This is a genomic window from Rhizobium grahamii, assembly GCF_009498215.1.
Lineage (GTDB): Bacteria > Pseudomonadota > Alphaproteobacteria > Rhizobiales > Rhizobiaceae > Rhizobium > Rhizobium grahamii_A.
The window spans coordinates 1,769,991-1,791,554 of sequence record NZ_CP043498.1 but is presented as its reverse complement, the minus strand read 5'-3'; the positions used below and the strand labels follow the sequence as shown (position 1 = coordinate 1,791,554).

Here is a 21,564-nt window from a genome sequence, read left to right as displayed (position 1 = left end):
GGTACTTTGATTTAAGAGGCCGGGGCGAAAGCTCCGGCCTTTTCCGTTTCCGCGATGCGCGGAGGCTAGATCGACCTGCGCCCGCTGACCGTGTGGTAGAGCCACAGTACGACCACCGCTCCGATGACGGCCACGACAAGGCTGTAGATATTAAGGCCCGTGATGCCGGAGGCGCCGAAAAAGCTGAAGATCACGCCGCCGACAATCGCGCCGACGATGCCGAGGACGATGTCCATCAGCATGCCTGAACCGGTCTTGTTGACGATCTTGCTGCCGATAAAACCCGCAATCAATCCGAGAATAATCCACCCGATCACAGACATGTTGTTTTCCCCTCCTTGATTGGCTGGACAATCCGACCATCTTTCAGCAGGAGCTAAAGTTATCGTGCCGGAATTCAAGGCTCGGCCGGGCCTCATGTTGTGTTTTTGTTCTTCGTTTCAAACAATGCCGAAGGAGGATGACATGGGAATCTTTGATGACGCCGTTCCTGGCGGGAGTATTTCGAAACCGATCATGATCGCGCTCGGCGCGCTTCTCGTCGGCAAGCTGCTTGGCGGTGGCGGCAAGGACGAGGCGCCGCAGGCGCAGCAGCCGAACCAACCGGCCAACAGCGGCGCCGATGATGGCGGATTGCTCGGCAATCTCGGTGGTCTTGCTGGAGGGCTCGGCGGTCTCGGCGGATTGGGCGGGCTGCTTGGCAAGCTCGCGGAAGCCGGGCAGGGCTCGGTTGCCGATTCCTGGGTGAAGCCTGGGCAGAACGAGCCGATCGCACCCGGGAGCCTCGAAAACGCGCTCGGCTCACAGACCATCAGCGATTTGGCGCGACAGGCCGGTATCAGCGAGCAGGAGCTGTTGAACCAACTCTCGAAGGTTTTGCCCGGTGTCGTCGACAAACTGACGCCGCAAGGACAGATCCCGAACCAGGCGCAGATCGCTGCACTGCTGCGCTCCTGATAAGCCATTCAGGCCAATCTCGATGTGGTCGATCCCGTTCTCGGAAGAGAGCGGGATTTATTTTTCACACCGTTTCCTCAACCATCTGAACGGGAAGACAGCGAAATCCGATCACGGTAGCAAACAAATAGGTCAGTAATGTTGACTTATTATTTATTGCGTGGTTCTCTCGTTTAAAGACAAAAAATTACGAGGAAACCCCCATGTTGAATTGGGATAATATTTTTGCAACCCGTTCTTCGCGTATGCGGGCATCGGAAATTCGCGAGCTTTTGAAGCTGCTCGATCGGCCCGATATCATCTCTTTCGCGGGCGGCATTCCGGATCCGGCGCTGTTTCCCGATCAGGAATTCAAGGCGGCCTACGCCGATATCTTCAGCAGCACGGCCGTGAACGCTGCTCTGCAATACTCCGTCAGCGAGGGCTACAAGCCGCTTCGCGAATGGCTGATCAAGCAGATGGCCGCGCTCGGCATTCCCTGCGAGCTCGAGAACGTCTTCATCGTTTCCGGATCGCAGCAGGGGTTGGATTATCTCGGCAAGCTGTTCCTGTCGCCCGGCGATACGGGGCTTGTCACCTGGCCGACCTATCTCGGCGCGCTGCAGGCCTTCAATGCCTATGAGCCGAACTACGATCAGCTGACGCCAAACGGCAACCGGACGCCGGAGTCCTACCGGGCGCAGGCCGAAGCCGCCGGTGGCAAGGTGAAGTTCGCCTATCTCTCCGCCGACTTTTCCAACCCGACCGGCGAGACCGTCGATCAGGCCGGACGGGAAAAGGTCCTGGCGCTTGCCGATGAGCTCGATATCGCCGTGATCGAGGATGGCGCCTACCAGTCGCTTCGCTACGACGGCACGCCGATCGCGCCGATCCTGGCGACGGAAATCGCGAGGAAGGGCAACATCAACAATACCCGCACGATCTACTGCGGCAGCTTCTCGAAGACGCTGGCACCGGGTCTGCGCGTCGGCTTCATCGTCGCCAACGCCCCTGTCATCCGCAAGCTGGTGCTGATGAAGCAAGCAGCCGACCTGCATTCCTCGACGATCAACCAGATGGCGATCGCGCACGTGGCCGAGCGCGGCTTCGATGCTCAGGTTGCCAAGATCAGGTCTGTCTACAGCCACCGCCGCGATGTCATGCTGGCAGCGCTCGAGAAGTATATGCCGGCGGGAACGAGCTGGACCAGGCCGGAAGGGGGAATGTTCATCTGGGTGACGCTGCCTGATGGCATGGACGGCGCCACGCTGCTCGCCAAGTCGCTGGAAACGGCAAAGGTTGCGTTCGTTCCCGGCAAGGCATTCTTCGCCGATGGCTCGGGCGCGAACACTTTCCGCGTCAGCTTCTCCTGCGCCAACGATCAGCTGATCGAGGAGGGCATCAGCCGCCTCGGCGCGTTGATCGAGAGCGAGATCGGCGGCTAACCAAGCCGCCGATGCCTTCGGAACTGATCACCGATTGACGTGCGGGCCTAGCAATTCCAGATCGGCCTCGCTCAGTCTGTCGCTGGCGGTGTTCAGCTGGTGCCAATACGGATAGAGCACGGGTGGCAGGCTGACCACATCAAGCCGCTTGCGCTCGTCTTCCGTCAACTTGAGATCGGCTGCGGCCAGATTATCCTTGAATTGTGCTTCCGTGCGGCCGCCGATGATGACCGAGGTGACGGCCTTGCGGCCGATTAGCCAGGCGAGTGCTACCTGAGCTGCCGATACGCCGCGTTCTTCACCGATCGCCACCAGCGTTTCCACGATGTTCCAGAGCCGGTTTTCATCGCGGATCGGCGGCTCGGTCCAGCCGGCGAACTGACGCGAGCCTTCCGGTGCTGCCTGATTGCGGCGGTGCTTGCCTGACAGCAGTCCGGCGGCAAGCGGACTCCAGACAAGCACGCCGAGGCCCTGGTCGATGCTGATGGGCAGCAGTTCGTATTCCGCATCACGCGCTTCAAGCGTGTAGTGGATCTGCTGGCTGATGAAGCGCTCGCGCTTTTCGCGCTCGCTGACGCCGAGCGCCTTCATGATGTGCCAGCCCGAAAAATTCGAGCAGCCGATATAGCGGACCTTGCCCTGGCGGACGAGCGTGTCGAGCGCCTCCAGGGTTTCCTCGAGAGGCGTCTGCCCGTCCCATTCGTGAAGCTGATAGAGGTCGATGACGTCAGTCTTCATGCGCCGCAGGCTGGCTTCGCAGGCGTTGATCAGGTGATAGCGGGACGAGCCGACATTGTTCGGACCGTCTCCCATCGGGAACCGCGCCTTGGTCGCGATCAGCACGCCGTTCTTGCGTGGCCCACCGATGATTTCCCCCAGGATCTCCTCGCAAACGCCTTGAGAGTAGACGTCAGCTGTGTCGATCAGATTGACGCCGGCGTCGAGGCAGATGTCGACCAGCCTGCGCGCGTCGCTGACTCCGACGTCGCCCACCATCTTGGCCCAGCCTTGGCCACCGAATGTCATCGTGCCCATCGTCACGGTCGAAATCTTGAGGCCGGAGCGGCCGAGAAGGCGGTATTCCATAAGCGTCCTCCAAAAATGCATGACTCAAAACGTGCGCTAGAAGATAGGGGCGGGCGAGGCGGGTCAAGGCATGATCGGTCATCGCCGGCAGGAAGCCGACTGTCACAATCATGTTATCCCTGATGGCTAAGGAACGGCTCTCCCATCATCGAGGACCCACCATGAAGACGATCGTTTCCGCCGCCGCGCTGCTCGCAGCCAGCCTGCTTGCAATTCCGGCATCCGCCGCCAATCTCGTTCTCTACACGAGCCAGCCGAACGAAGATGCGCAGGCGACCGTCGATGGCTTCATGGCTGCCAATCCCGACGTCAAGGTAGACTGGGTCCGCGACGGCACGCCGAAGATCATGGCAAAGCTGCAGGCGGAAATCGAAGCCGGCAATCCGGTTGCCGACGTGCTGCTGATCGCCGACACGGTGACGCTCGAGCGCCTGAAGGAAGCCGGCAAGCTGCTCGCCTACAAGTCGCCGGAAGCCGCAAGCTACGACGCTTCGCTCTACGATGCGGACGGCTACTATTATTCCACGAAGCTGATCACGACAGGCATCGTCTACAACACCTCGGCCGCATTCAAGCCGGCAAGCTGGAAGGACCTGACCAAGGCCGAGGCCAAGGGTCTCGTGACCATGCCAAGCCCGCTGACATCAGGTGCTGCCCTTATCCACGCGCAGACGCTGGCCGGCGTCGACGGCCTCGGCTGGGACTTCTACAAGGATCTGGCGGCCAACGGCGCGATCGCCGCCGGCGGCAACGGTGCGGTTCTCAAGTCGGTCGCGTCGGGCGAGAAGGCCTTTGGCATGGTCGTCGACTACATGCCGATCCGCGAGAAGGCCAAGGGTGCTCCGGTCGAGTTCGTGTTCCCGACGGAAGGCGTTTCCGCCGTAACCGAGCCGGTTGGCATTCTTGCCAGCTCAAAGAATGCCGACGCGGCGAAGAAGTTCGTCGATTACGTACTCTCTGAAAAGGGCCAGGAAGGCTTCCTCAAGCTTGGCTATATCCCGGCCCGCAACGACATGAAGCTGCCTGAAGGCTTCCCGGCTCGCGACACCATCAAGGTGCTGCCGATCAATGCCGCCGAGGCGCTGAAGAATACCGATCAGGACCTCAAGACCTTCTCCGGTATCTACGGCTCCAACTAACAGGCCGCAGACAGCGATATGAATGGATATGTGCGCCCGGGAAACAGCCAGCCAGGCTGGCTGTTTCCCGCCGTTTTCGCGGTCGTTTTGCTTCTCAGCGTGCTGCCGCTTGCGCGTCTCGCGATCGCGGGAATCGCTGCTCTTGCGCGGGGCGGGGCTATGTCCGTGCTCGCCGATCCAGCGCTTTGGTCTGCAACGTACTACACGCTCATCACAGCTGTTCTGGGAACCATCATTTCACTGCTGATCGGATGCAGCTTCGCATTTCTGCTCACGCTTACGAACATTTCCGGCAAAGCCGTAGCCGGCTTTTGCTTCGTGCTGCCGATGATGATCCCGCCCCAGGTAACGGCGCTCGCCTGGGTGCAGATGTCGGGACCATCAAGCCCGCTGCTGAAAGCCCTCCATATCGCTCCGCCGCTTGGAACGCCGCAGCCGCTCTATTCAGTCGGCGGGATTGCTCTTCTCTACGGCGTCCAGCATGCGCCGCTGGTCTATCTTGCCCTGCGCGCCGGCCTGATGTCGCTGCCGCGCGATGGTGTCGAAGCCGCGCGGCTGTCCGGTGCCTCCAGCCTTCGGGTGTTCCTCGATATCATCCTGCCGCTGTCGCTTCCGGGCATCATCGCGGGTGCCGCGATCTCTTTCGTGTCCTGTACCGGCAATTTTGGCATTCCGGCCATCCTCGGAATCCCGGCATCGATCTATACGCTGCCGACCCTGATTTTCACCAAGTTCTCGGCCTTCACGAGCCGGACTTTCGGAGACGTCGCCCTGCTCTCCGCCATGATCGCCCTGATATCGGTCGCCGGTCTTGCCGCTCAGGATCGTGCGCTTCGCGGGCGTGATTATCGCGTGCTCGGTCTGTCGGGCGCAGCCGCCGCCTTCGATCTCGGCAACTGGCGGTTTCTGGCGCTGCCGTTCGTCTGGGTCGTGCTCTTCTTCATGCTCGCGGCTCCTTTCTTTGCGCTTCTGGCGGGGGCGCTCGTTCCGGCTTACGGTGTGCCGCTGACCTTCAAGACGATGTCCTTTTCTGCCTTTTACGAGATCCTGTTTCGCCAGACGGTGACACGCACGGCCTTCGTCAATTCCATATCGCTTTCGGCCGGGGCTGCACTGTGTCTCCTACCGGTGACCATTCTTGCGGCCACTGCACTGACGCGGCGGCGTGACCTGCTCGGACGCTTCGTTTCCAGTGCCATCGAAATTCCCTATTCGCTTCCGGGCATAGTGATCGCCGTGTCCTTCATCCTGGTCTTTGCGGCACCACTGCCGTTCCTGCACGTGACCGTCTACGGAACGATCTGGATCATCTTCATCGCCTACCTCTCGAGCTTCTTCGCCGTCAGCCTGAAGCCCGTCGTCAGCGCCTTCCACCAGCTCGATCCGGCATTGGAGGAGGCGGCAAGGCTATCCGGCGCCGGCTTTTTCCGGCGGCTTTTCGACATCATCGTGCCGCTGGTCGCTCCCGCAGCCGGAGCTTCGGTCATTCTCGTGTTTCTCATCGCGTGCAACGAGCTGACCATCTCGGCTCTTCTCTGGTCAGCAGGCACGCAGACGCTTGGCGTTGCTATCTACAATCTGGATGACAGCGGCAGTTCCGATCTCGCATCGGCGCTCTCCGTCCTGGTCGTCGCAATGGTCGTTTCCATGATGCTTCTTCTCGAACTGCTTGCAAAACGGTTGCCGGCCGGAGTGATCCCATGGCGAAGCTGATCCTCAATCGTCTGGCAAAGGACTTCGGCACCGGCCGGCCGGCCGTGAACGGCTTTTCGCTCGATGTTCGCGAGGGCGGCTTTCTTGCGTTGCTCGGGCCGTCCGGCTGCGGGAAAACGACGGTACTGCGCATGGTGGCAGGGTTCGAGACGCCGACGGACGGGTCGATCCATCTTGGCGAAAGGCTGCTTGCGGACGCCGCGCAATCGCTACCGCCGGAGCGGCGAAACATGGCGATGGTGTTTCAATCCTATGCGCTCTGGCCGCATATGAGCGTTGCCGACAATGTCGGCTATCCGCTGAAGGTGCGTGGTATCAAGGGCGATGCCTATCGTCGGAAGGTTGAAGAGGCGCTGGCGGCCGTCCGGCTGGAAGCCTATGCCGACCGACGCCCCGCCAATCTTTCCGGCGGCCAACGCCAGCGGGTTGCGCTGGCGCGCTGCCTGGTGACCTCGCCCGATGTCGTGCTGCTCGACGAACCGCTCGCCAATCTCGACCGGCACCTGAAGCAGGAGATGGAAGAGACTTTCCGCGAGTTCCATCAGCGGTCCGGCGCGACGATGATCTATGTCACGCACGACCAGAGCGAGGCGATGGCGCTGGCAACGGATGTTGCCGTCATGTCGGAGGGCAAGCTTTTGCAGGTCGCGTCGCCGGCGGAGATCTATGCGCGGCCGGAGGGGCGCATCGTCGGCGGGTTGATCGGACGCGGCGCCATCCTGTCCGTCAATTGCTCTATGGAGGCGAACCGGCAGCTTACCTGGGACCGAATCGCGCCGCTTCTGGCGGGTGCCGACGGCCCGCCGGCTGAGATCCTTGTCCGTCAGGAAGACGTTATGATCGGCGGGGAGGGTGTGCCCGCGAGGGTCGTTTCGTCCCTTTACGAGGGGGAGCGCTACGCCGCGAAGCTCGCGCTGGCGGATAGCCAGATTGTCAGGGCTTTCAGCCGCACGCCTGTCAGTGTCGGGGAAAGCATGAATGTCGTCATCCGCAGCGCCTGGCGACTGTGATTGGATCAACGGGCTTTTCCGGCGCGATTTTCGCCTCTACTAATGGTGCCCGATCAACCGGAAATGTCTGATGTCGCTTCGTATTGCCACCTTCAATGTCGAAAACCTGATGACGCGTTTCGACTTCACCGGCTTCCGCAATCAGCTGCGTCAGGATCGTGTCATCAAGCTCTTCGACGTGAAGAGCGAAGGCGTCTACCAGCAGCTTGAGCAGGCGCGCGTCATTGCGTCGACCGACGATACGCGCCAGATGACGGCTCTGGCGGTCGCTGATGCCGATGCCGACATCCTTTGCCTGCAGGAGGTCGACAACATGGAGGCCCTGCAGGCATTCGAATACAACTATCTGTTTCGCATGGTCGGTAACGGATACCGGCAGAAATATCTCGTCGAAGGAAACGACAGCAGAGGCATAGATGTCGCGGTGCTGATGCGCGAGGAGACGCGGGACGGGCGCAAGATCGAGCTGCAGGAGATCAAGAGCCACGCGATGCTGACCTATCGCGACCTCGGGCTTTTCAACGATGAACTGGCGCGAACGAATCGCATCGACGACAAGATCTTCAAGCGTGATTGCCTCCAACTCGATCTTTTGGTCGGCGGCGTGCCGCTATCGCTTTTCGTCGTGCATCTGAAATCGATGGACGGGCCTCGGATCGACGGCGTCGACAGCCGGCATGGCACCATGCCGGTGCGCCGTGGGGAAACCGAAGCAATGCGGCGTATCATCGAGGATCGCTTCGCGGGTGAGGCGGATCAACGGTTCGTCATTTGCGGCGACATGAACGACTATCAGGAGCGTGTCAACGTCATCGGGCGGCGCCGAACCGGTTACCGTTTCGAATATCGGCAGGAGGCGGAAAGCGCGCTCGACGTTTTCAGCCGAGACGGCTTTGCCGAAAACGTCGTTCGGCGGCGGGAGCCACTCGACCGATGGACGCTCTATCACGCGCGCGGCCCCGAGGAACAATGGCTTTGCCAGCTCGATTACCTCTGGCTGTCGCCGTTCCTGGCGAGCCGCAACGCCGGGCGGTTGCCCGAGATCATCCGGCACGGGCAGCCATTCCGCACCGTCTTTCCGCCGGGGCAGGAGGTCGAGCGTTATCCGCGCACCGGTTGGGACCGGCCGAAGGCATCCGACCACTGCCCTGTCGTCATGGAGATCGATCTGGTATGAGCATGCATTATTCCGAGGATTTCATTGGCTGGCCCGAGGAGCGGGTGGTGTTTCCACTTGCCGATCTCGAACTGCGCGTGCTGCCGGGGGTCATCCGTTCTATCTGGCGGAACGCGATGCCATCGCCGAAAACTGGACGAAGGAAGTCGCGGCCAATCCGGCGCTCTTTGATGGTCGCATGCTTTTCCAGAAGCGGCTGGAGTTGCGCGATGGCAAACTGCTTGGCGCGAGCCACATCGTTCCATTTTCGACCTTCATGTGGTGGCGACGGCAGGAGAACCGGCACGGAGGGGTGCATCTATTCGCCTATCCAGTGCTTGCGACGTCCGATGATGCTCTCGTTGCGATCCGCATGGGGGCGCATACGGCCAATCCAGGTCAGGTCTATTTTGCCGCCGGCTCGTTCGAGCCCGAGGACGTCGTCGACGGATATTGCGACGTCGAGGCGAACATGCGCCGCGAGGTGCTTGAAGAGACAGGCTTCGATCTTTCCGACGCACAAGCGGATGACGGTTATTTCGCGGTTCGCAATCGGCGGGTCGTGACACTGCTCAAGGTGTTCCGCTTCGATCTTGCCGCGGACGAGGTGATCGAGAAGATCCAGGCGCATATGGTTGTCGCCGACGACAAGGAAATCGCCGGGGCTGTGGCCATCCGGTCGGCGGACCCGAAGGCCCACCCCTACAACATCGCCATGCTGCCTGTCATCGAATGGTACTTCGGCCAGAAGGTGAACAGGTAACGGCTTGCGCTTGATCTCGTGCTCGGGCAGTTTGGCGGCACGAGGATCGATACGAGGAGGCCGATGTGGCGCGCAGCTACAGCGTCTATGACGTGTTCACCGACCGCAAGCTGGCAGGCAATCCGCTGGCAGTCATCTTCGATGGAGACGATCTCAGCGATGATGCCATGCAGGCTATCGCCAAGGAGATGAACCTGTCGGAGACGGTCTTCGTCCGCCTCTCCGAGAATCCCGCCTACACAGCCCGCATCCGGATCTTCACGCCAGGGCGCGAGCTGCCGTTTGCAGGACATCCAACCGTCGGGACGGCGATCGCGCTTGCCGAGCGGGCACAGTTCGGCACGCCTCTCGATAGCGTCTGTGTTCTGGAAGAAAACATCGGCCCGATCCGATGTGCGGTGAAGCTCAGCGTCGAGGGCGCAAGCTTTGCGGAATTCGACCTGCCGCGCAAGTCGCAGCAAATCAACATGCCGCTCGACAAGATGGGGATCGCCAACGCGCTGTCGCTGAAGCAGACCGAGATCGGCTTCGAGAATCACGTTCCCTCGCTCTGGACTGCGGGGGTCGCCTTCCTGTTGATCCCGGTACACGACGTCGGCGCCGTTCAGCGTTTGGAGTTCGATCCGCAGCTATGGGAGGCGACAGTGCCCTTCGTCGATGGGTCGCTGGCTTCCGCCTATATCTACTGCCGCGGCGGCGTGAACCATGTGGCGAAGTTTCATGCGCGCATGTTTGCAAGCGGCATGGGGATCGTCGAGGATCCGGCGACGGGCTCTGCGGCCGCCGCGTTGTCCGGCGCCATCCACCATTTCGACAGGCTGACGGATGGACACCACGGCGTGCTGATAGAGCAGGGCGTTGAGATGGGCCGACCGTCGTTTATTCATCTGCACATGGATATCGAAGGCGGGGCGATCGCAAATGCCCGGATTGGCGGGCAAGCAGTGCGTCTGGCGAGCGGTACGCTGGACCTTTGATTTCATTGCATTTCAGCCATGCACAAAAAAATCCCGCATTCGCGAAAGAATTTTCGGAAGGGCGCTAGACAAGCCGAACGATCCTGTTTATACGCCCTCTCACACCACGCAACACAGCGCGGACGGGTGATTAGCTCAGTTGGTAGAGCAGCTGACTCTTAATCAGCGGGTCGTAGGTTCGAGCCCTACATCACCCACCATTTTCTCCTAGAAAACAAATTCTTACGCTGATTGTCGGATGTAGGCCCTGCAGGGCCTCAGACGCTCAGTCTAACGTTACGTGAAGCTCGAAATCGCCCCTTGTTGCGTCGCGTCGCGGCGTCGTGATTCGGCACTGCCAGCGGCACTGACGCCGCTGCATTTCTTCGGTCCAAGAGTGCGTCTCGAGCCTGCGAGAAGCGCCCCGGGCTGTTAGTAGATACCCGTCTAGACGGGTACCCGGGAGGCCTGCTTCTCTGCTTCCGCAACGTGAAGTGCGCTTTCCGACTTTCCCTTCAGTGAGCGAATGCAGAACAGCGCGTAGACGATGAGTGGCAGGCAGACGAGATAGGCTGTCTTGATGCCCGCATGCTCAGCGATGACGCCAAGCAGCGGCGGGGCGAGGAAGAACACCACGAAGGACATCTGGCCAAGCGCTGCCACGTTCACATGTGCAGGGCGATCCGTCCGCTGGGCGGCCGCCGAGACGGCAAGCGGATAGACAGCGCTGCAGCCGGCGCCCATGAGCGAAAAGCCGATCAGGGCGACGTAAGGGTAAGGGGCGGCCCAGACCGCTATCACGCCGACCGCTGCGAGGATGAGCAGGACGGCGGCGACGGCGCGGGCGCCGTAGCGGTCGACCTGCGGATCGACGAAGAGCCGCGCGCCTGCCATGAAGAAGGTGAAAAGCGTCAGGCCCAGGCCGCCGACGAAGGGCTCCGAGGCGAAAACGTCGCGCATGTAGATCGCCGACCAGTCGATGCCGGCGCCTTCGACGAGGAAGGCCGCGATGCCGATGACGCAGAGCGGCAGCAGCCCCCAGGTCGGCAGAGCAATCAGCGGCGCCTTCTGCTCCTCGTGTTCGGGCCGCTCCGGCGCGTTCTTCATGCCTGAAATCGCCCAGATGCCGACGATAGCGACGAAGGTGAAGGTCAGGAGGAGATGGAGCTGCATCGAAATCCCCGCCTGCCTTATGCCTGAGGCCACGAACGCGGTCAGGAAGAAGCCGAGGCTCCAGAAGCCGTGTGCGCGGTTCATTACCCCACGCCCCAGTTGCGCCTCGATGCGGTCGATCTCGACATTGAGATTTATTTCGAGCGCGCCAGCCAGGAGGCCTTCCAGGATGAGGATCAGGAAAACCAGCGGTGCGCTTGCCAGCCATGGAATCGTGGCGAGCAGGGCGGAGGTTCCAAGCACGGTGATGAACGCGGTCGTGCGGGCGCCGAGGCGGGCAATGATGCGTGATGCGAATGTCAACGAGATCAACGCGCCGATCGCAGCCCCAATGAGCGTCAGTCCAAGTTCGGAGCGATCGACCCCAAGCGAGCTCTGCAGGTCGGGCATGCGGGCGAGGAGGGCACCCATGGACACCGCAAACAGGAAAAAGCAGATATAGATGCGGTGTTGCGGCGCAAGTCTCATGATGTCCCCCCGGAATGCTCAGGCTACGTGCCTGAAGATACTTTGTAGGTTTGAGATCTGCCGGACACAACCCCGGAGCGATTTCTTATTGATAATTGCCGATCGCTAATATCGCTAAAGTTTATAAAACCGCGAATCTGGTCGCCGGCTGCAACCGCTTGCTCGCAGCGTGGGGTTCGGTAATGTCAGCAATGCAACACTGCATCCGTTAGCGAGAGCATCATGAGATTGTCGGCCTGTATTGAATGGTTGTTTGCCGCCGAGGCGGAGAATTTTGCCGATCGAATTCGGCTCGCCCACAAGAGTGGCGTCGAGGCTGTCGAGTTCTGGAAATGGACGAACAAGGATATCGGCAGCATCGAGTGGGCGCTGAACGAGACCGGCATGGAACTCAGCAGCTTCGTTGCGGAGCCGATGATCCCGTTGACCGACATTGCCAACAGGGCGGCCTTCCTGGAGGGCCTGAAGCGCTCTGTGGAGATCGCCCGACGTCTTGGCGCCCATACGCTGATTGCGCAGGCCGGCGACGACCTTGCGGGAAAAACGAGGGAGGAGCAGCGCGATGCGCTTGTCACCACACTGTCGGCCGCCGGCGAAGTCCTGGAGGGCAGCGGCGTGCGGCTCGGTGTCGAACCACTGAACACGCTGATCGACCATGTGGGCTATTTTCTTCCATCGACTGTCGAAGGGCTCGAGATCGCAAGGGAAACCGGGCGGCCTGAAATCGGCATTGTCTACGATGTGTATCATTCTGCCGTGATGGGCGAGGATACGCCAACTGTTATCGGCGACGACATCGGCCGCGTCTTCCACGTTCACGTTGCGGACCATCCGGGCCGAAATGAGCCCGGTCGCGGCAACGTCGATCTCAGACATCGCGTCAACTGGCTTGTTGGCGCCGGATACACGGGCGCGATCGGATTGGAATATCGCCCACTGGCATCGAGCGCCGAGACGATCGCCACCGTCCGCGCGATTCTCGAATAAACGTCCGCCTCCCGCCAATCGTCGCCGTCGGCATTCCATTCGCCGTCGGAGATACCATCTAAGAGCTAGACCTAATATCGATCTCATACTGCAAGGTCGCTCCCGCGACCGTTTTTGGAGTTTTGCAATGCAATCCCAGACGAGCCTTGTTCTGGAAGACGACAGCCCGCGTGGCGGCATCTGGCCGAAGCGCCGGCGGCAGATTCTCGACTGGCTGATCAACGACACCCGCAACGAACGTTTCATCGACAACCTGCTTGTCCAGATGTGTGAAAAACTGCGCGCACAGGACGTTCCCGTGGCACGCGCGACGATGCATTTTCGAACGCACCATCCGCAGTGGCTGGGTGCCCGCATCCTCTGGACCACGGGGATGACGGAAGCGAAGATCGCCACCTTCGGTTACGGCATCGAGAACACGCCGCAATTTCTGAAGAGCCCGGTCAACGAAATCTTCAGTGGCGCCAACGAGGTGCGCAAGAACCTCGAGGCGATGCGCGACGGCGACGGCCACCACGAATTCTATGATGAGCTGAGGCGCGAAGGGCTCACCGAATATCTGGCCTGGCCGATGGATCATACGCTTGGCAAGCGGCATATCGTTACCTTTTCCAGCGACCAGCCGGGCGGCTTTTCGGACGAGGATGTCGAATTCCTGCGGGATCTCCTGCCGGCGCTGACGCTGGTGACCGAGATTCGCCTCAAGAACATCCTCGCGCGGACCCTGCTGCAAACCTATGTCGGCCCGCATGCAAGCGAGCAGATCCTTGCGGGGGCAACGACACGCGGCAGCGGCGCCACGGTCGGCGCGGCGATCCTGATCTGCGACCTGCGCGATTTCACGACGATCTCGGACCAGTGGCCGCGAGACGACGTCATCGAATTGCTCAACGCCTACTTCGACGCGATGTCGGAGCCCATCGAGCGGCATGGCGGCGAGATCCTGAAATTCATGGGTGACGGCATGCTGGCGATCTTTCCGCTCAGCAATCCGGATGCCTGTCGGAACCTGCTTTCGGCGATCCGCGAGGCTGAGGGCGCCATGCGGGACCTCAACATACAAAACGAACGGGATGGTCGCGAGGTTCTCCGCTTCGGCATCGGCGTGCATGTGGGGGACGTGATGTACGGCAATATCGGCTCGCGCCGGCGTCTTGATTTCACCGTCATCGGCCCCGCGGTCAACGTCGCGTCGCGGCTGGAGAGTCTCACCAAGGAAATCAAGCGGCCGGTGTTGTTCTCGCGCGCATTCGTGGAGATGGCCGGCTGCGGCGCCGCGATGGAAAGCCTCGGCACCTTTCCGCTGCGGGGCCTCGGCGAGCCTGTTGACGTCTATGCCTTTCCGGTTGAATGAGCTGACGAGTGCCGCGGTTTCCGGCTGACCGGATGCTCGCGGCATCTGTTGCTGAAGAGGATGCTGTGGTCACGCAGGCGCTGCGATCTAGGGCTTAGGTCCATCTTACGATTGGGCATTTGCCGATGGTATGGTCAACTGTCCGGCGTCAACGGATAGGGAAGGCCTCAGCAGGAGCCTACGCTCCCCTCCTGATGAGGCTTTTCTTGATCAGCGTAGCGAACTCTCCGGCACCTCCACGCAAGGAGTGGACCGGATCTCTCGCCAAGGCCGAAATGGCCTTGGAAGGGCTGAGCCGGCCCATCGCTTCGATGTCGCGCCCGATTATTGTGCCGACACGGTCACCGTCTCGTCAGAGACCGTGGGTTCCGTCGATGTCACCGGATCGACGGGTGTTACCGGATCGGTCGGGATGACCGGGTCGGTGGGCGTTACGAGATCGCCAGGCGTGACCGGATCGGTTGGCTCTATTGGCGCGGTGGGCTTCAGCGTGGCCCTGATCTGATCGATCTTTCCCTCGGCATCACCAACGCCCAGGATCGACTTCGCCTTATCGAGGGCGGCCGGGCTGACCTCGCCCGTCTTTGTTGCCGACGCCAGTGCCTCTTCCAATGCTTCGTCTCCGAGAACCGGATCGTCCTCGGACGGCTCGGTGCCGTTGTCGAGTTCGTATTGCGCATAAGCCACGGCGTAGGCCGAAATCGCCGCCATCTTGGGATCGGACGTGTGCAGATAGGCTCTGTAGTTGCGGTTGAGCGAGTTCAGGCCGGCAAGCTCCGCGGGAGCCTTCCTTTCCTTGGTGGCAACGGCCGTGGCTTTGTCATCCTTGGCGGATTGAGACTTTTTGCCCGCCTCGCTCGATTTTCCCGCCGCGTTCGGCTTGCCTTTCGATGCGCTACCGTTGGAATTCGAGTTGCCGCGTGTTGAACTCGCGCTGGAGTTACCGCCATGAGCGCCGCTGTTGCCGTGGCTGCCGCCGCTGTTGCCACCACCGTTGCCGCCGCCATTTCCACCGCCGTTGCCGCCACCATTGCCGTCCTTTGCCATCGCAACGGTGTCGAAACCGGCGATCGCCAGGGGGCTTGTGGCTGCAGTGAGAGAAAGCACGGCCATGGAAGCCAGGGTGGTGATGCGCATCGTTTCCTCCGAGGTGAGCCGCCGACCCGACGGCTTTTGATCGTTCAAGGTGATTCCGACGCTATAGGATGGCCGCCGATCGGACATCGGACGGAGGTCTGATGCGGATCGGACAAAGGGCCGGGGTCTCCGTTCAACGTTAACGCTTGGCAAATGCCGGCCGCGACCTCGGGTAAACAGGAGTGACGTCCCGGAACCGAGCGCCGCGCGTCGGCCTGATTCAGCGGAAAGCGTCAGGGGAGGATGAAATCGCCACCTTGACCGCAGGACGACACGCCGGAGCTATCGCGTGAGCCGGCGCATTGATAGCCCTTTGCTGCGTTCACCAGGATTGGTCGCATGGATGCGTCACGAAATAAGGACCTTCGATCCTTGGCAACGGACCGGTTTGGGCCGGTAGCGGTCATTGCCCAGCCGTTACGATCGATGCGCGCGTCGACTGTCCTTCGAGCCAATCAGGCCGCCCAACCTTATGAGAGCCATCGTCTATTGCGCCTTGATTGCTGCATGGATTGCTTCGGCGGCCTCGGAAAGCTTGTTTGCCTCGTCGTTCGGCTGGCTGTTGGTCTGCACGGCGATCAGAATGCCATCCTTCTCGTACCACACATAAAGAGTGCGATAGCCCAGGGTCATGCCCTGATAGAACCACGCCGGGCCGCCCGGTATCATGCCCTGCACGAGACCGAGGGCAAAGCCCTGAGGATGCTCCTCGCTGATCTCGGTGATCGGTTCACCTGTCTTGGTCGAAACCATCGACATCCATTCGGCTTGTTGCTTCGGCGGCACGACACGGCCTTCGAATACGGCGCGCATCCAGCGGGTAACATCGCGCGCGTTGGAGATAGCGCCGCCCGCGGCCTGCGCCCAGGAGGTGCTGTCTTCACGCACGTCGCGACCGATCATCGGCTTGTTCCAACTTTCCTTGCAGTCGGGCGGCTGGTACTCGGCGCAAGCGGTGTTTTCGAAATAGCCGTGCGCCAACCGGGCGATCACTTCCGGTGGGTAGGTCCCTGGAGAGTAGAAGGTGGAGTGGAGGCCGTGCGGCTGAATGACGAGTTCGCGGACAAGCTCCTGATAGGGTTTGCCCGTCGCTTTGGCTGCGATCAAGCCGGCGAGTATGTAGTTGGTGTTGGAGTAGTGGTACCCTTCAGTCACCGGCAGGTTGTTGCTACCGTCAGGATAGGCCGCGGCGATCAGTTCTTCCGCGGTTAAGTCGCGTTTCGGCTGCTCTACCCAGCTACGCGAGATGAATTCGGTCTCAGAATAATTCGGGATACCACTGGTCATATCGAGAAGGCGGCGGATGCTAACGCTGCCCCAGGCGGGATATTGCGGCAACCACTTTCCAACCGGGTCATCGATGGAGAGGAGGCCTTGGGCTTCCAGTTTCAGGATCACTGCGGCAGCGAAGGATTTCGAAGTGCTACCCATGGCGAAGAGGGTATTCTGGTCTACCGGCGGATCGTCATCGGCTCTTCCGGTCTTGCCTGCAAAGGCTTCGATGTTCGGGCCTGGTGCGCCGAGGCTGACATAGGCGGCGATGCCGGTGACACCCTCGACCGGTGAGCGTTCCGCAAGCCAAGTGTCCAGCGCTTTCTGTACGCGCTGAGTTTGCGTAGGCGTTTCGCTGGCAAGCGCCGTGCCCGTGACAAAAAGGACGATCGCTGCCGCGATTCCTCGACATCTAGCCAGTTCCATTATCGCGCCGCCCCCTCCGGGAAAGTAGCCATTCCTTGAAATGAACATGACGGATCGGGAATAAAATACTGGCCGAACTAGCAAAACGCTGTGGGCCGGGGATGCTGGTGACCAATAGACACTACAACTGATAGGCGGTCAATTGGGAGGAATTCTCGACCTCCCGCGGGCCAATGACAAAATGAATATGGCCACGACCGCTTGGGGGGCAAAGCCACCGTTCGACCATAATGCCGAAAGCGGCCATTGATGGGCGCCTGCTTCGCACAAAGAAGGCACGTGTCGTCGTTGCCAGGCTTCTAACGCTTCGAACTCCAGCGATTGCACGGTGAACATGGCAAGCGGTGCCGTGGCGTGATAGGTGTTTGGACTTGGATCAAGCCCAGCATTCATCTCAGCGCCTTACAAGGACAAATGCCATGGGAGACCAGAAGCGCCCGCTGCAAGCGGGCGAACACGCGCCCGCCTTCGCGCTTCCGTCGGCTAATCAAGACGGAACGGTTTCTCTCGCGAGCTTGCGCGGTCATCCTTTTCTGATCGCCTTCTTCCGCGGCTTGCACTGCCCGTTTTGTCGACGTCAGGTGGGGCAACTCGGTCGTCTACAGCCTGCCTTGCGCGCTGCGGGGGTGGAAACGGTTGCCGTGATCAACACGCCGGTGGAGCGCGCCCGCATTTATTTCGAGCACCGGCCGTCGCCGGCATTGCTCCTCTGTGACCAGGATTGCTCCGCGCACCGGGCCTTCGGCGTGCCGTATGGCGAATTTCTGCCAGAGGATAGCGACGAGAAGCCGGCGTGGCCTTATCAGGCAAGCATGGCGCAGTTCGAGGCCGCTCGCATCAACCCGACCGGCGAACTGCCGGAAGCGCTACACCCCATGGCGGCCAATGTGCTGCTCAACGCCCGAGACGGTTTCGAGCTTACGGACGTTGATCATGCCGTCTTCGCTAGCCACCCGACACAGCTTGTCGGGCACTTTCTCATCGACGGCGATGGCATTGTTCGCTGGGCGCAAATCGAAGCACGCGACGGGCCCGACGGCCTCTGCATCTTTCCAAACGCGGCGGACATACTTGCCGCTGCCGGTAGTCTTCAACGCTGAAGGCTTGGAGTTCCGGCATTGGGAGGCGGGACGACGGCACGTAATTCCGGGGGCGCGTATCAGGTGAATTTCATACGGAAGGGTGCGTACATCTCATTCTGTACGCGTTTCTCTGTTCGGAGCTAAAAGCTGAAAGAGATCAACGAAGTGGCACGCCCTAGGGGAGTCGAACCCCTCTTCCCAGAATGAAAATCTGGTGTCCTAACCGATAGACGAAGGGCGCTTCCTTCGTGGTGGCGCCCTTATAGTCAGGCCTTCTGAATCCCGCAAGCGGCAATTTCGGTTTTTCTACAAAAAAATGACAGATTATTTTTTCGGACTGTGGATAGCCATTCCTGACGGCGAATCAAGCCGCTAGGCGTAACTGTTCGCGCGCCTTCGAGGTGCGTTGCGTTGAGTCAGATTGCTTTAGGTGAGGGCGTTCAGAGCGCTCGGGCAACGACATCGGGCGCAGAGCGCCGGCCGCAGCCCCAGTTCCAGTCGCGGTTCTTGCCGGTGTCGACGTGGACGGAATCCGTGTGGCAGTAGGTGCCGACGCCGCCCCTGTCGGGCATCGAGCGGATGAAGCTCGCGACATCCCACTTGGAGATGCCGTCGACCTTGATGTCGGCCGCGTCGCAGGTCTTGTGCATCGATTCCTCGGCGCCCCCGACCATGCGATTGTGCTCGGGATCGCGATAGCCCGATGTGACGAGGACGGGCTTCCCGAAGTGGGTCTCCACCGCCTTGATGACGTTCATCAGGTTTGGCTTGAAACAGGCGACCTCGACCTTGTCGTTCTGGATATGAAGGCCGTTCGGCGCGATGCGCGTCATGCCCGGCAGCGATGCCTTCTGCAACAGGCCGGACAGGCTGCCGAGCAGGTTCTGCTTTGGCGAGCTGTAGAGCGCGTTCATCGTCTGGCCCGGCAGGGCGCCGGTCGCGAGCGACGCCGTCTGGGTCGGGTCGATCCGCGTGCTGGTGTTCTGCGAGGATTGTTGCGGAAGCAGTACCTGGCCCTGTTGGCCCTGGTCGACAGGGACCTGGCTGCTGTAGACGCTTGATCGTGCCGGGCTGACGCCGACGGGCGCATAAACCGCGCCGCCATCCTGCTGCAGGACCGTCGACGTCGAGTTGATCTGCGGCGGCCGGCGGGTGGAGAAGATACTCATCGCCTGGGCGTTTATTCCCGTCGACTGCAGGGCGAGGCCGCCGATGTTGGCGGGAGCCGTGGCGGCCGAGCCTGGAGCCATCTGCTGCTGAGACACTGGCGCCTGTGCTTGCGCCTGCGCACCCGAAACGTTGGCAACCTGTGGATCCTGATAGGTCGTCCTGGCGGTCGCGTTCGCCGCCGCAGCCGGGGCGGCCGGTGCCGCTGCAACCGGAACGGCTGCGTCGGCAGCGACGTCGGCCGTCTTCTTGTCGGATACGCAGCCGGCGAGGGCCAGCGCAGAAGCGGTCAAGAGAAGGACAGCCCCAAGGGGCATGCGCTTTTCCAAGGCGTACAAGCGAGCATTCTCCAATAAGGGGGGCAGATTCGGGCTGAAAACCGCGCAAATTGCCCACGAGTCGGCTGGAGAGTGCCCGCGAGGGTGGGCTGCGGCAAGCGCGATCCGGGCACGCCCGCCCGAAATCGAAAAAGCCGCAAGCCTCGCAAAAGCCTCGGCTTACCAGGCGCCGGTATTGGCCATCGACGACCACGGCTCGGCCGCGGGAAGGCTGCCGCCCTTCTGCAGGATTTCGATGGAGATGCCGTCCGGCGAGCGGACAAAAGCCATGTGACCGTCGCGCGGCGGGCGGTTGATGATTATGCCGTTGTCCATCAGCTTCTGGCAGATCGCATAGATGTCGTCGACCTCGTATGCCAGATGGCCGAAATTGCGGCCGCCGGTGTAGTCTTCCGTGTCCCAGTTATAGGTCAGCTCCAGGCAGGGAGCGCCCTTTGCCTGGGCGTCGCCCTTGTCGCCGGGAGCGGCCAGAAAAACGAGCGTGAAGCGCCCCTTTTCGTTGTCGGTGCGGCGAACTTCCTCGAGCCCGAACAGCGTCGTGTAGAAGTGCAGCGAGGCGTCCAGATTCTTCACGCGGACCATGGTGTGGAGATAGCGCATTTATGTTTCCTCTCTGAAATGCAGGTTGATTTCTAATGTGTCCGGCCGCCAGTTTCAGGCAAGGCTGCGGGATAAGATTGGCAACTGGGAATAATCGAAAAGTAGGACTTGCGCTAATCCGTTACCAACATGTTAATCTCGATCTCAAGAATCAGTTAACCGTAACAGTGTGACGCGTATTGAGGGGCTGGCGAAATGGCTGACAGAATTTCATCGAAGGAATTCACCGACCTCGATCAACTCGCGGGGGAAGCGGTCGACCTCATTGAAATCACTGGGATTGTCAAGTGGTTTGACGTTGCGAAGGGCTTTGGTTTCATCGTTCCTGACAACGGAATGCAGGATGTTTTGCTGCACGTAACGTGCTTGCGACGCGATGGATATCAGACAATTCTGGAAGGAACGCGGATCGTCGCGCTCATCCAGCGACGTGAACGCGGCTATCAGGCGTTCAAAATTCTTTCCATGGATCAGTCAACAGCGGTACATCCTTCGCAGCTGCCTCCGGTGCGTACCCACGTGCAGGTAACGCCCACAAGCGGCCTCGAGCGTGCCCTGGTGAAGTGGTTCAACCGCACCAAGGGCTTCGGCTTCCTGACGCGCGGCGAGGGCACCGAGGACATCTTCATTCACATGGAAACGCTTCGTCGTTTCGGGCTTACGGAGCTGCGTCCGGGGCAGGTCGTTCTGGTTCGCTACGGCGACGGCGACAAGGGCCTGATGGCGGCGGAAATCCACCCCGACAATCCGAGCCCCGTGAGCCGTGCACACTGATGCCGATGTCATTCAGTCATATCGCGAAAGGCGCCCTCGTGGCGCTTTTTTTGATGGTTGCCCCGGCGGTGTTCGCGCAGCAGCCGGTCCAGTTCGACACTGAACCGCTGATCATTCAGACGGCGGCGGGCAAGAGGCTGAACTTCACCGTCGAGATCGCCGATACCAACGAGCAGCGCCAGCGCGGGCTGATGTACCGCAAGGAGATGGCCGAAGACGCCGGCATGATCTTCGACTTCGGGACCTCGCGGCGTGTGCAGATGTGGATGGAGAATACCATCCTGCCTCTCGACATGCTGTTCGTGGACGCCGCAGGCGTCATTCGCGGCATCAAGCAGAATGCGGTTCCCTATTCCGAGGACATCATCGATTCGGTCACCGCGGTGAAATATGTCGTCGAACTCAACGCGGGCGTCACCGCAAAGCTCGGAATCAAGCCGGGCGACCGCATGCTGAGCGCCACGACCACCAGGAAGAAGTGAACCGCCCGCGCATGTGGCTGGTCTGATCCAGTCGCCCGGCCTCGGTTCACGCCTTGCGCCATCCATCGTTTCCGGCTTTATCGGCGCGATGTCATCGCAG

19 protein-coding genes, 2 tRNA genes and 1 pseudogene are annotated in these 21,564 nt (G+C 60.9%); 14 read left to right on the top strand and 8 right to left on the bottom strand.

From position 1 onward, the window contains the following. Positions 1 to 65: 65 nt before the first annotated feature. Complete coding sequence (locus FZ934_RS08805) at positions 66 to 323, bottom strand: GlsB/YeaQ/YmgE family stress response membrane protein (protein ID WP_113363366.1); 258 nt, start codon at positions 321 to 323, stop codon at positions 66 to 68. Between the two features lie 142 nt (positions 324 to 465). Between FZ934_RS08805 and FZ934_RS08800 the strand changes: the two genes are divergently transcribed. Together FZ934_RS08800 and FZ934_RS08795 are read left to right on the top strand one after the other, a co-directional pair. Further along, positions 466 to 957 (top strand): YidB family protein, encoded by a 492-nt coding sequence (locus tag FZ934_RS08800; RefSeq protein WP_153270766.1) that lies wholly within the window; start codon positions 466 to 468, stop codon positions 955 to 957. A gap of 203 nt (positions 958 to 1,160) precedes the next feature. After that, complete coding sequence (locus FZ934_RS08795; protein WP_153270765.1) at positions 1,161 to 2,381, top strand: PLP-dependent aminotransferase family protein; 1,221 nt, start codon at positions 1,161 to 1,163, stop codon at positions 2,379 to 2,381. Between the two features lie 27 nt (positions 2,382 to 2,408). Here the strand turns inward: FZ934_RS08795 and FZ934_RS08790 are convergent, their stop codons facing one another. Then, positions 2,409 to 3,467 carry an aldo/keto reductase gene (locus FZ934_RS08790; RefSeq protein ID WP_153270764.1) on the bottom strand — a complete coding sequence of 353 codons (1,059 nt, stop codon included), beginning with the start codon at positions 3,465 to 3,467 and terminating at the stop codon, positions 2,409 to 2,411. 161 nt (positions 3,468 to 3,628) lie between these two features. Here FZ934_RS08790 and FZ934_RS08785 point away from each other — a divergent pair, with 161 nt between their 5' ends. From FZ934_RS08785 to FZ934_RS08755, 7 genes and pseudogenes are all read left to right on the top strand, one after another. Next, a complete protein-coding gene (locus FZ934_RS08785) occupies positions 3,629 to 4,606 on the top strand; it encodes an ABC transporter substrate-binding protein (RefSeq protein ID WP_153270763.1) in 978 nt (325 codons plus the stop codon). Positions 4,607 to 4,624: 18 nt separating this feature from the next. Beyond that, positions 4,625 to 6,319, top strand: a complete 1,695-nt coding sequence (locus FZ934_RS08780) for an ABC transporter permease (protein ID WP_153270762.1) — start codon at positions 4,625 to 4,627, stop codon at positions 6,317 to 6,319. Next, positions 6,307 to 7,329 (top strand): ABC transporter ATP-binding protein, encoded by a 1,023-nt coding sequence (locus tag FZ934_RS08775; RefSeq protein ID WP_153270761.1) that lies wholly within the window; start codon positions 6,307 to 6,309, stop codon positions 7,327 to 7,329. Before FZ934_RS08780 ends, FZ934_RS08775 begins: the two co-directional genes overlap by 13 nt. Positions 7,330 to 7,399: 70 nt before the next feature. Beyond that, positions 7,400 to 8,506, top strand: a complete 1,107-nt coding sequence (locus tag FZ934_RS08770) for an endonuclease/exonuclease/phosphatase family protein (RefSeq protein WP_153270760.1) — start codon at positions 7,400 to 7,402, stop codon at positions 8,504 to 8,506. Next, positions 8,503 to 9,248: pseudogene (locus FZ934_RS08765) on the top strand (NUDIX hydrolase). Before FZ934_RS08770 ends, FZ934_RS08765 begins: the two are co-directional and overlap by 4 nt. Positions 9,249 to 9,313: 65 nt before the next feature. After that, positions 9,314 to 10,225: a PhzF family phenazine biosynthesis protein gene (locus FZ934_RS08760; protein ID WP_153270759.1), complete on the top strand. Its 912-nt coding sequence runs from the start codon at positions 9,314 to 9,316 to the stop codon at positions 10,223 to 10,225. Between the two features lie 124 nt (positions 10,226 to 10,349). Further along, a tRNA-Lys gene (locus FZ934_RS08755) sits at positions 10,350 to 10,425 on the top strand. A 226-nt stretch (positions 10,426 to 10,651) separates the two neighbouring features. Here FZ934_RS08755 and FZ934_RS08750 read toward each other — a convergent pair. Continuing rightward, a complete protein-coding gene (locus FZ934_RS08750) occupies positions 10,652 to 11,845 on the bottom strand; it encodes an MFS transporter (protein WP_153270758.1) in 1,194 nt (397 codons plus the stop codon). Between the two features lie 222 nt (positions 11,846 to 12,067). Between FZ934_RS08750 and FZ934_RS08745 the strand changes: the two genes are divergently transcribed. Together FZ934_RS08745 and FZ934_RS08740 are read left to right on the top strand one after the other, a co-directional pair. After that, positions 12,068 to 12,832 (top strand): TIM barrel protein, encoded by a 765-nt coding sequence (locus FZ934_RS08745; RefSeq protein ID WP_153270757.1) that lies wholly within the window; start codon positions 12,068 to 12,070, stop codon positions 12,830 to 12,832. A gap of 127 nt (positions 12,833 to 12,959) precedes the next feature. Next, complete coding sequence (locus FZ934_RS08740) at positions 12,960 to 14,186, top strand: adenylate/guanylate cyclase domain-containing protein (RefSeq protein ID WP_153270756.1); 1,227 nt, start codon at positions 12,960 to 12,962, stop codon at positions 14,184 to 14,186. Positions 14,187 to 14,510: 324 nt separating this feature from the next. On the opposite strand, the gene FZ934_RS08735 is transcribed toward FZ934_RS08740, so the two are convergent. Both FZ934_RS08735 and FZ934_RS08730 read right to left on the bottom strand, forming a co-directional pair. Next, on the bottom strand, positions 14,511 to 15,323 hold the full coding sequence (locus FZ934_RS08735) for a hypothetical protein (protein ID WP_153270755.1): 813 nt from the start codon (positions 15,321 to 15,323) through the stop codon (positions 14,511 to 14,513). 486 nt (positions 15,324 to 15,809) lie between these two features. Next, the gene (locus tag FZ934_RS08730; protein ID WP_194273782.1) at positions 15,810 to 17,021 is read right to left on the bottom strand and encodes a serine hydrolase domain-containing protein; all 1,212 of its coding nucleotides are present in this window, start codon (positions 17,019 to 17,021) and stop codon (positions 15,810 to 15,812) included. A 419-nt stretch (positions 17,022 to 17,440) separates the two neighbouring features. On the opposite strand from FZ934_RS08730, the gene FZ934_RS08725 reads away from it, so the two are divergent. Further along, the gene (locus tag FZ934_RS08725) at positions 17,441 to 18,121 is read left to right on the top strand and encodes a peroxiredoxin-like family protein (RefSeq protein WP_153270753.1); all 681 of its coding nucleotides are present in this window, start codon (positions 17,441 to 17,443) and stop codon (positions 18,119 to 18,121) included. Positions 18,122 to 18,269: 148 nt separating this feature from the next. Here FZ934_RS08725 and FZ934_RS08720 read toward each other — a convergent pair. The 3 genes from FZ934_RS08720 to FZ934_RS08710 all read right to left on the bottom strand — a co-directional run bounded on the left by FZ934_RS08720 (position 18,270) and on the right by FZ934_RS08710 (position 20,208). Continuing rightward, positions 18,270 to 18,344: transfer RNA gene (locus FZ934_RS08720), tRNA-Glu, on the bottom strand. Between the two features lie 199 nt (positions 18,345 to 18,543). After that, complete coding sequence (locus FZ934_RS08715; protein ID WP_153270752.1) at positions 18,544 to 19,608, bottom strand: YcbK family protein; 1,065 nt, start codon at positions 19,606 to 19,608, stop codon at positions 18,544 to 18,546. Between the two features lie 159 nt (positions 19,609 to 19,767). Next, positions 19,768 to 20,208: a VOC family protein gene (locus FZ934_RS08710; RefSeq protein ID WP_153270751.1), complete on the bottom strand. Its 441-nt coding sequence runs from the start codon at positions 20,206 to 20,208 to the stop codon at positions 19,768 to 19,770. 195 nt (positions 20,209 to 20,403) lie between these two features. Here FZ934_RS08710 and FZ934_RS08705 point away from each other — a divergent pair, with 195 nt between their 5' ends. Both FZ934_RS08705 and FZ934_RS08700 read left to right on the top strand, forming a co-directional pair. Further along, entirely contained in the window at positions 20,404 to 20,982 is a 579-nt protein-coding gene (locus FZ934_RS08705; RefSeq protein WP_113365565.1) for a cold-shock protein, read from the top strand. Beyond that, positions 20,982 to 21,464: a DUF192 domain-containing protein gene (locus FZ934_RS08700; RefSeq protein WP_153270750.1), complete on the top strand. Its 483-nt coding sequence runs from the start codon at positions 20,982 to 20,984 to the stop codon at positions 21,462 to 21,464. The genes FZ934_RS08705 and FZ934_RS08700 overlap by 1 nt, the downstream gene beginning before the upstream one ends. Positions 21,465 to 21,564: the final 100 nt, after the last annotated feature.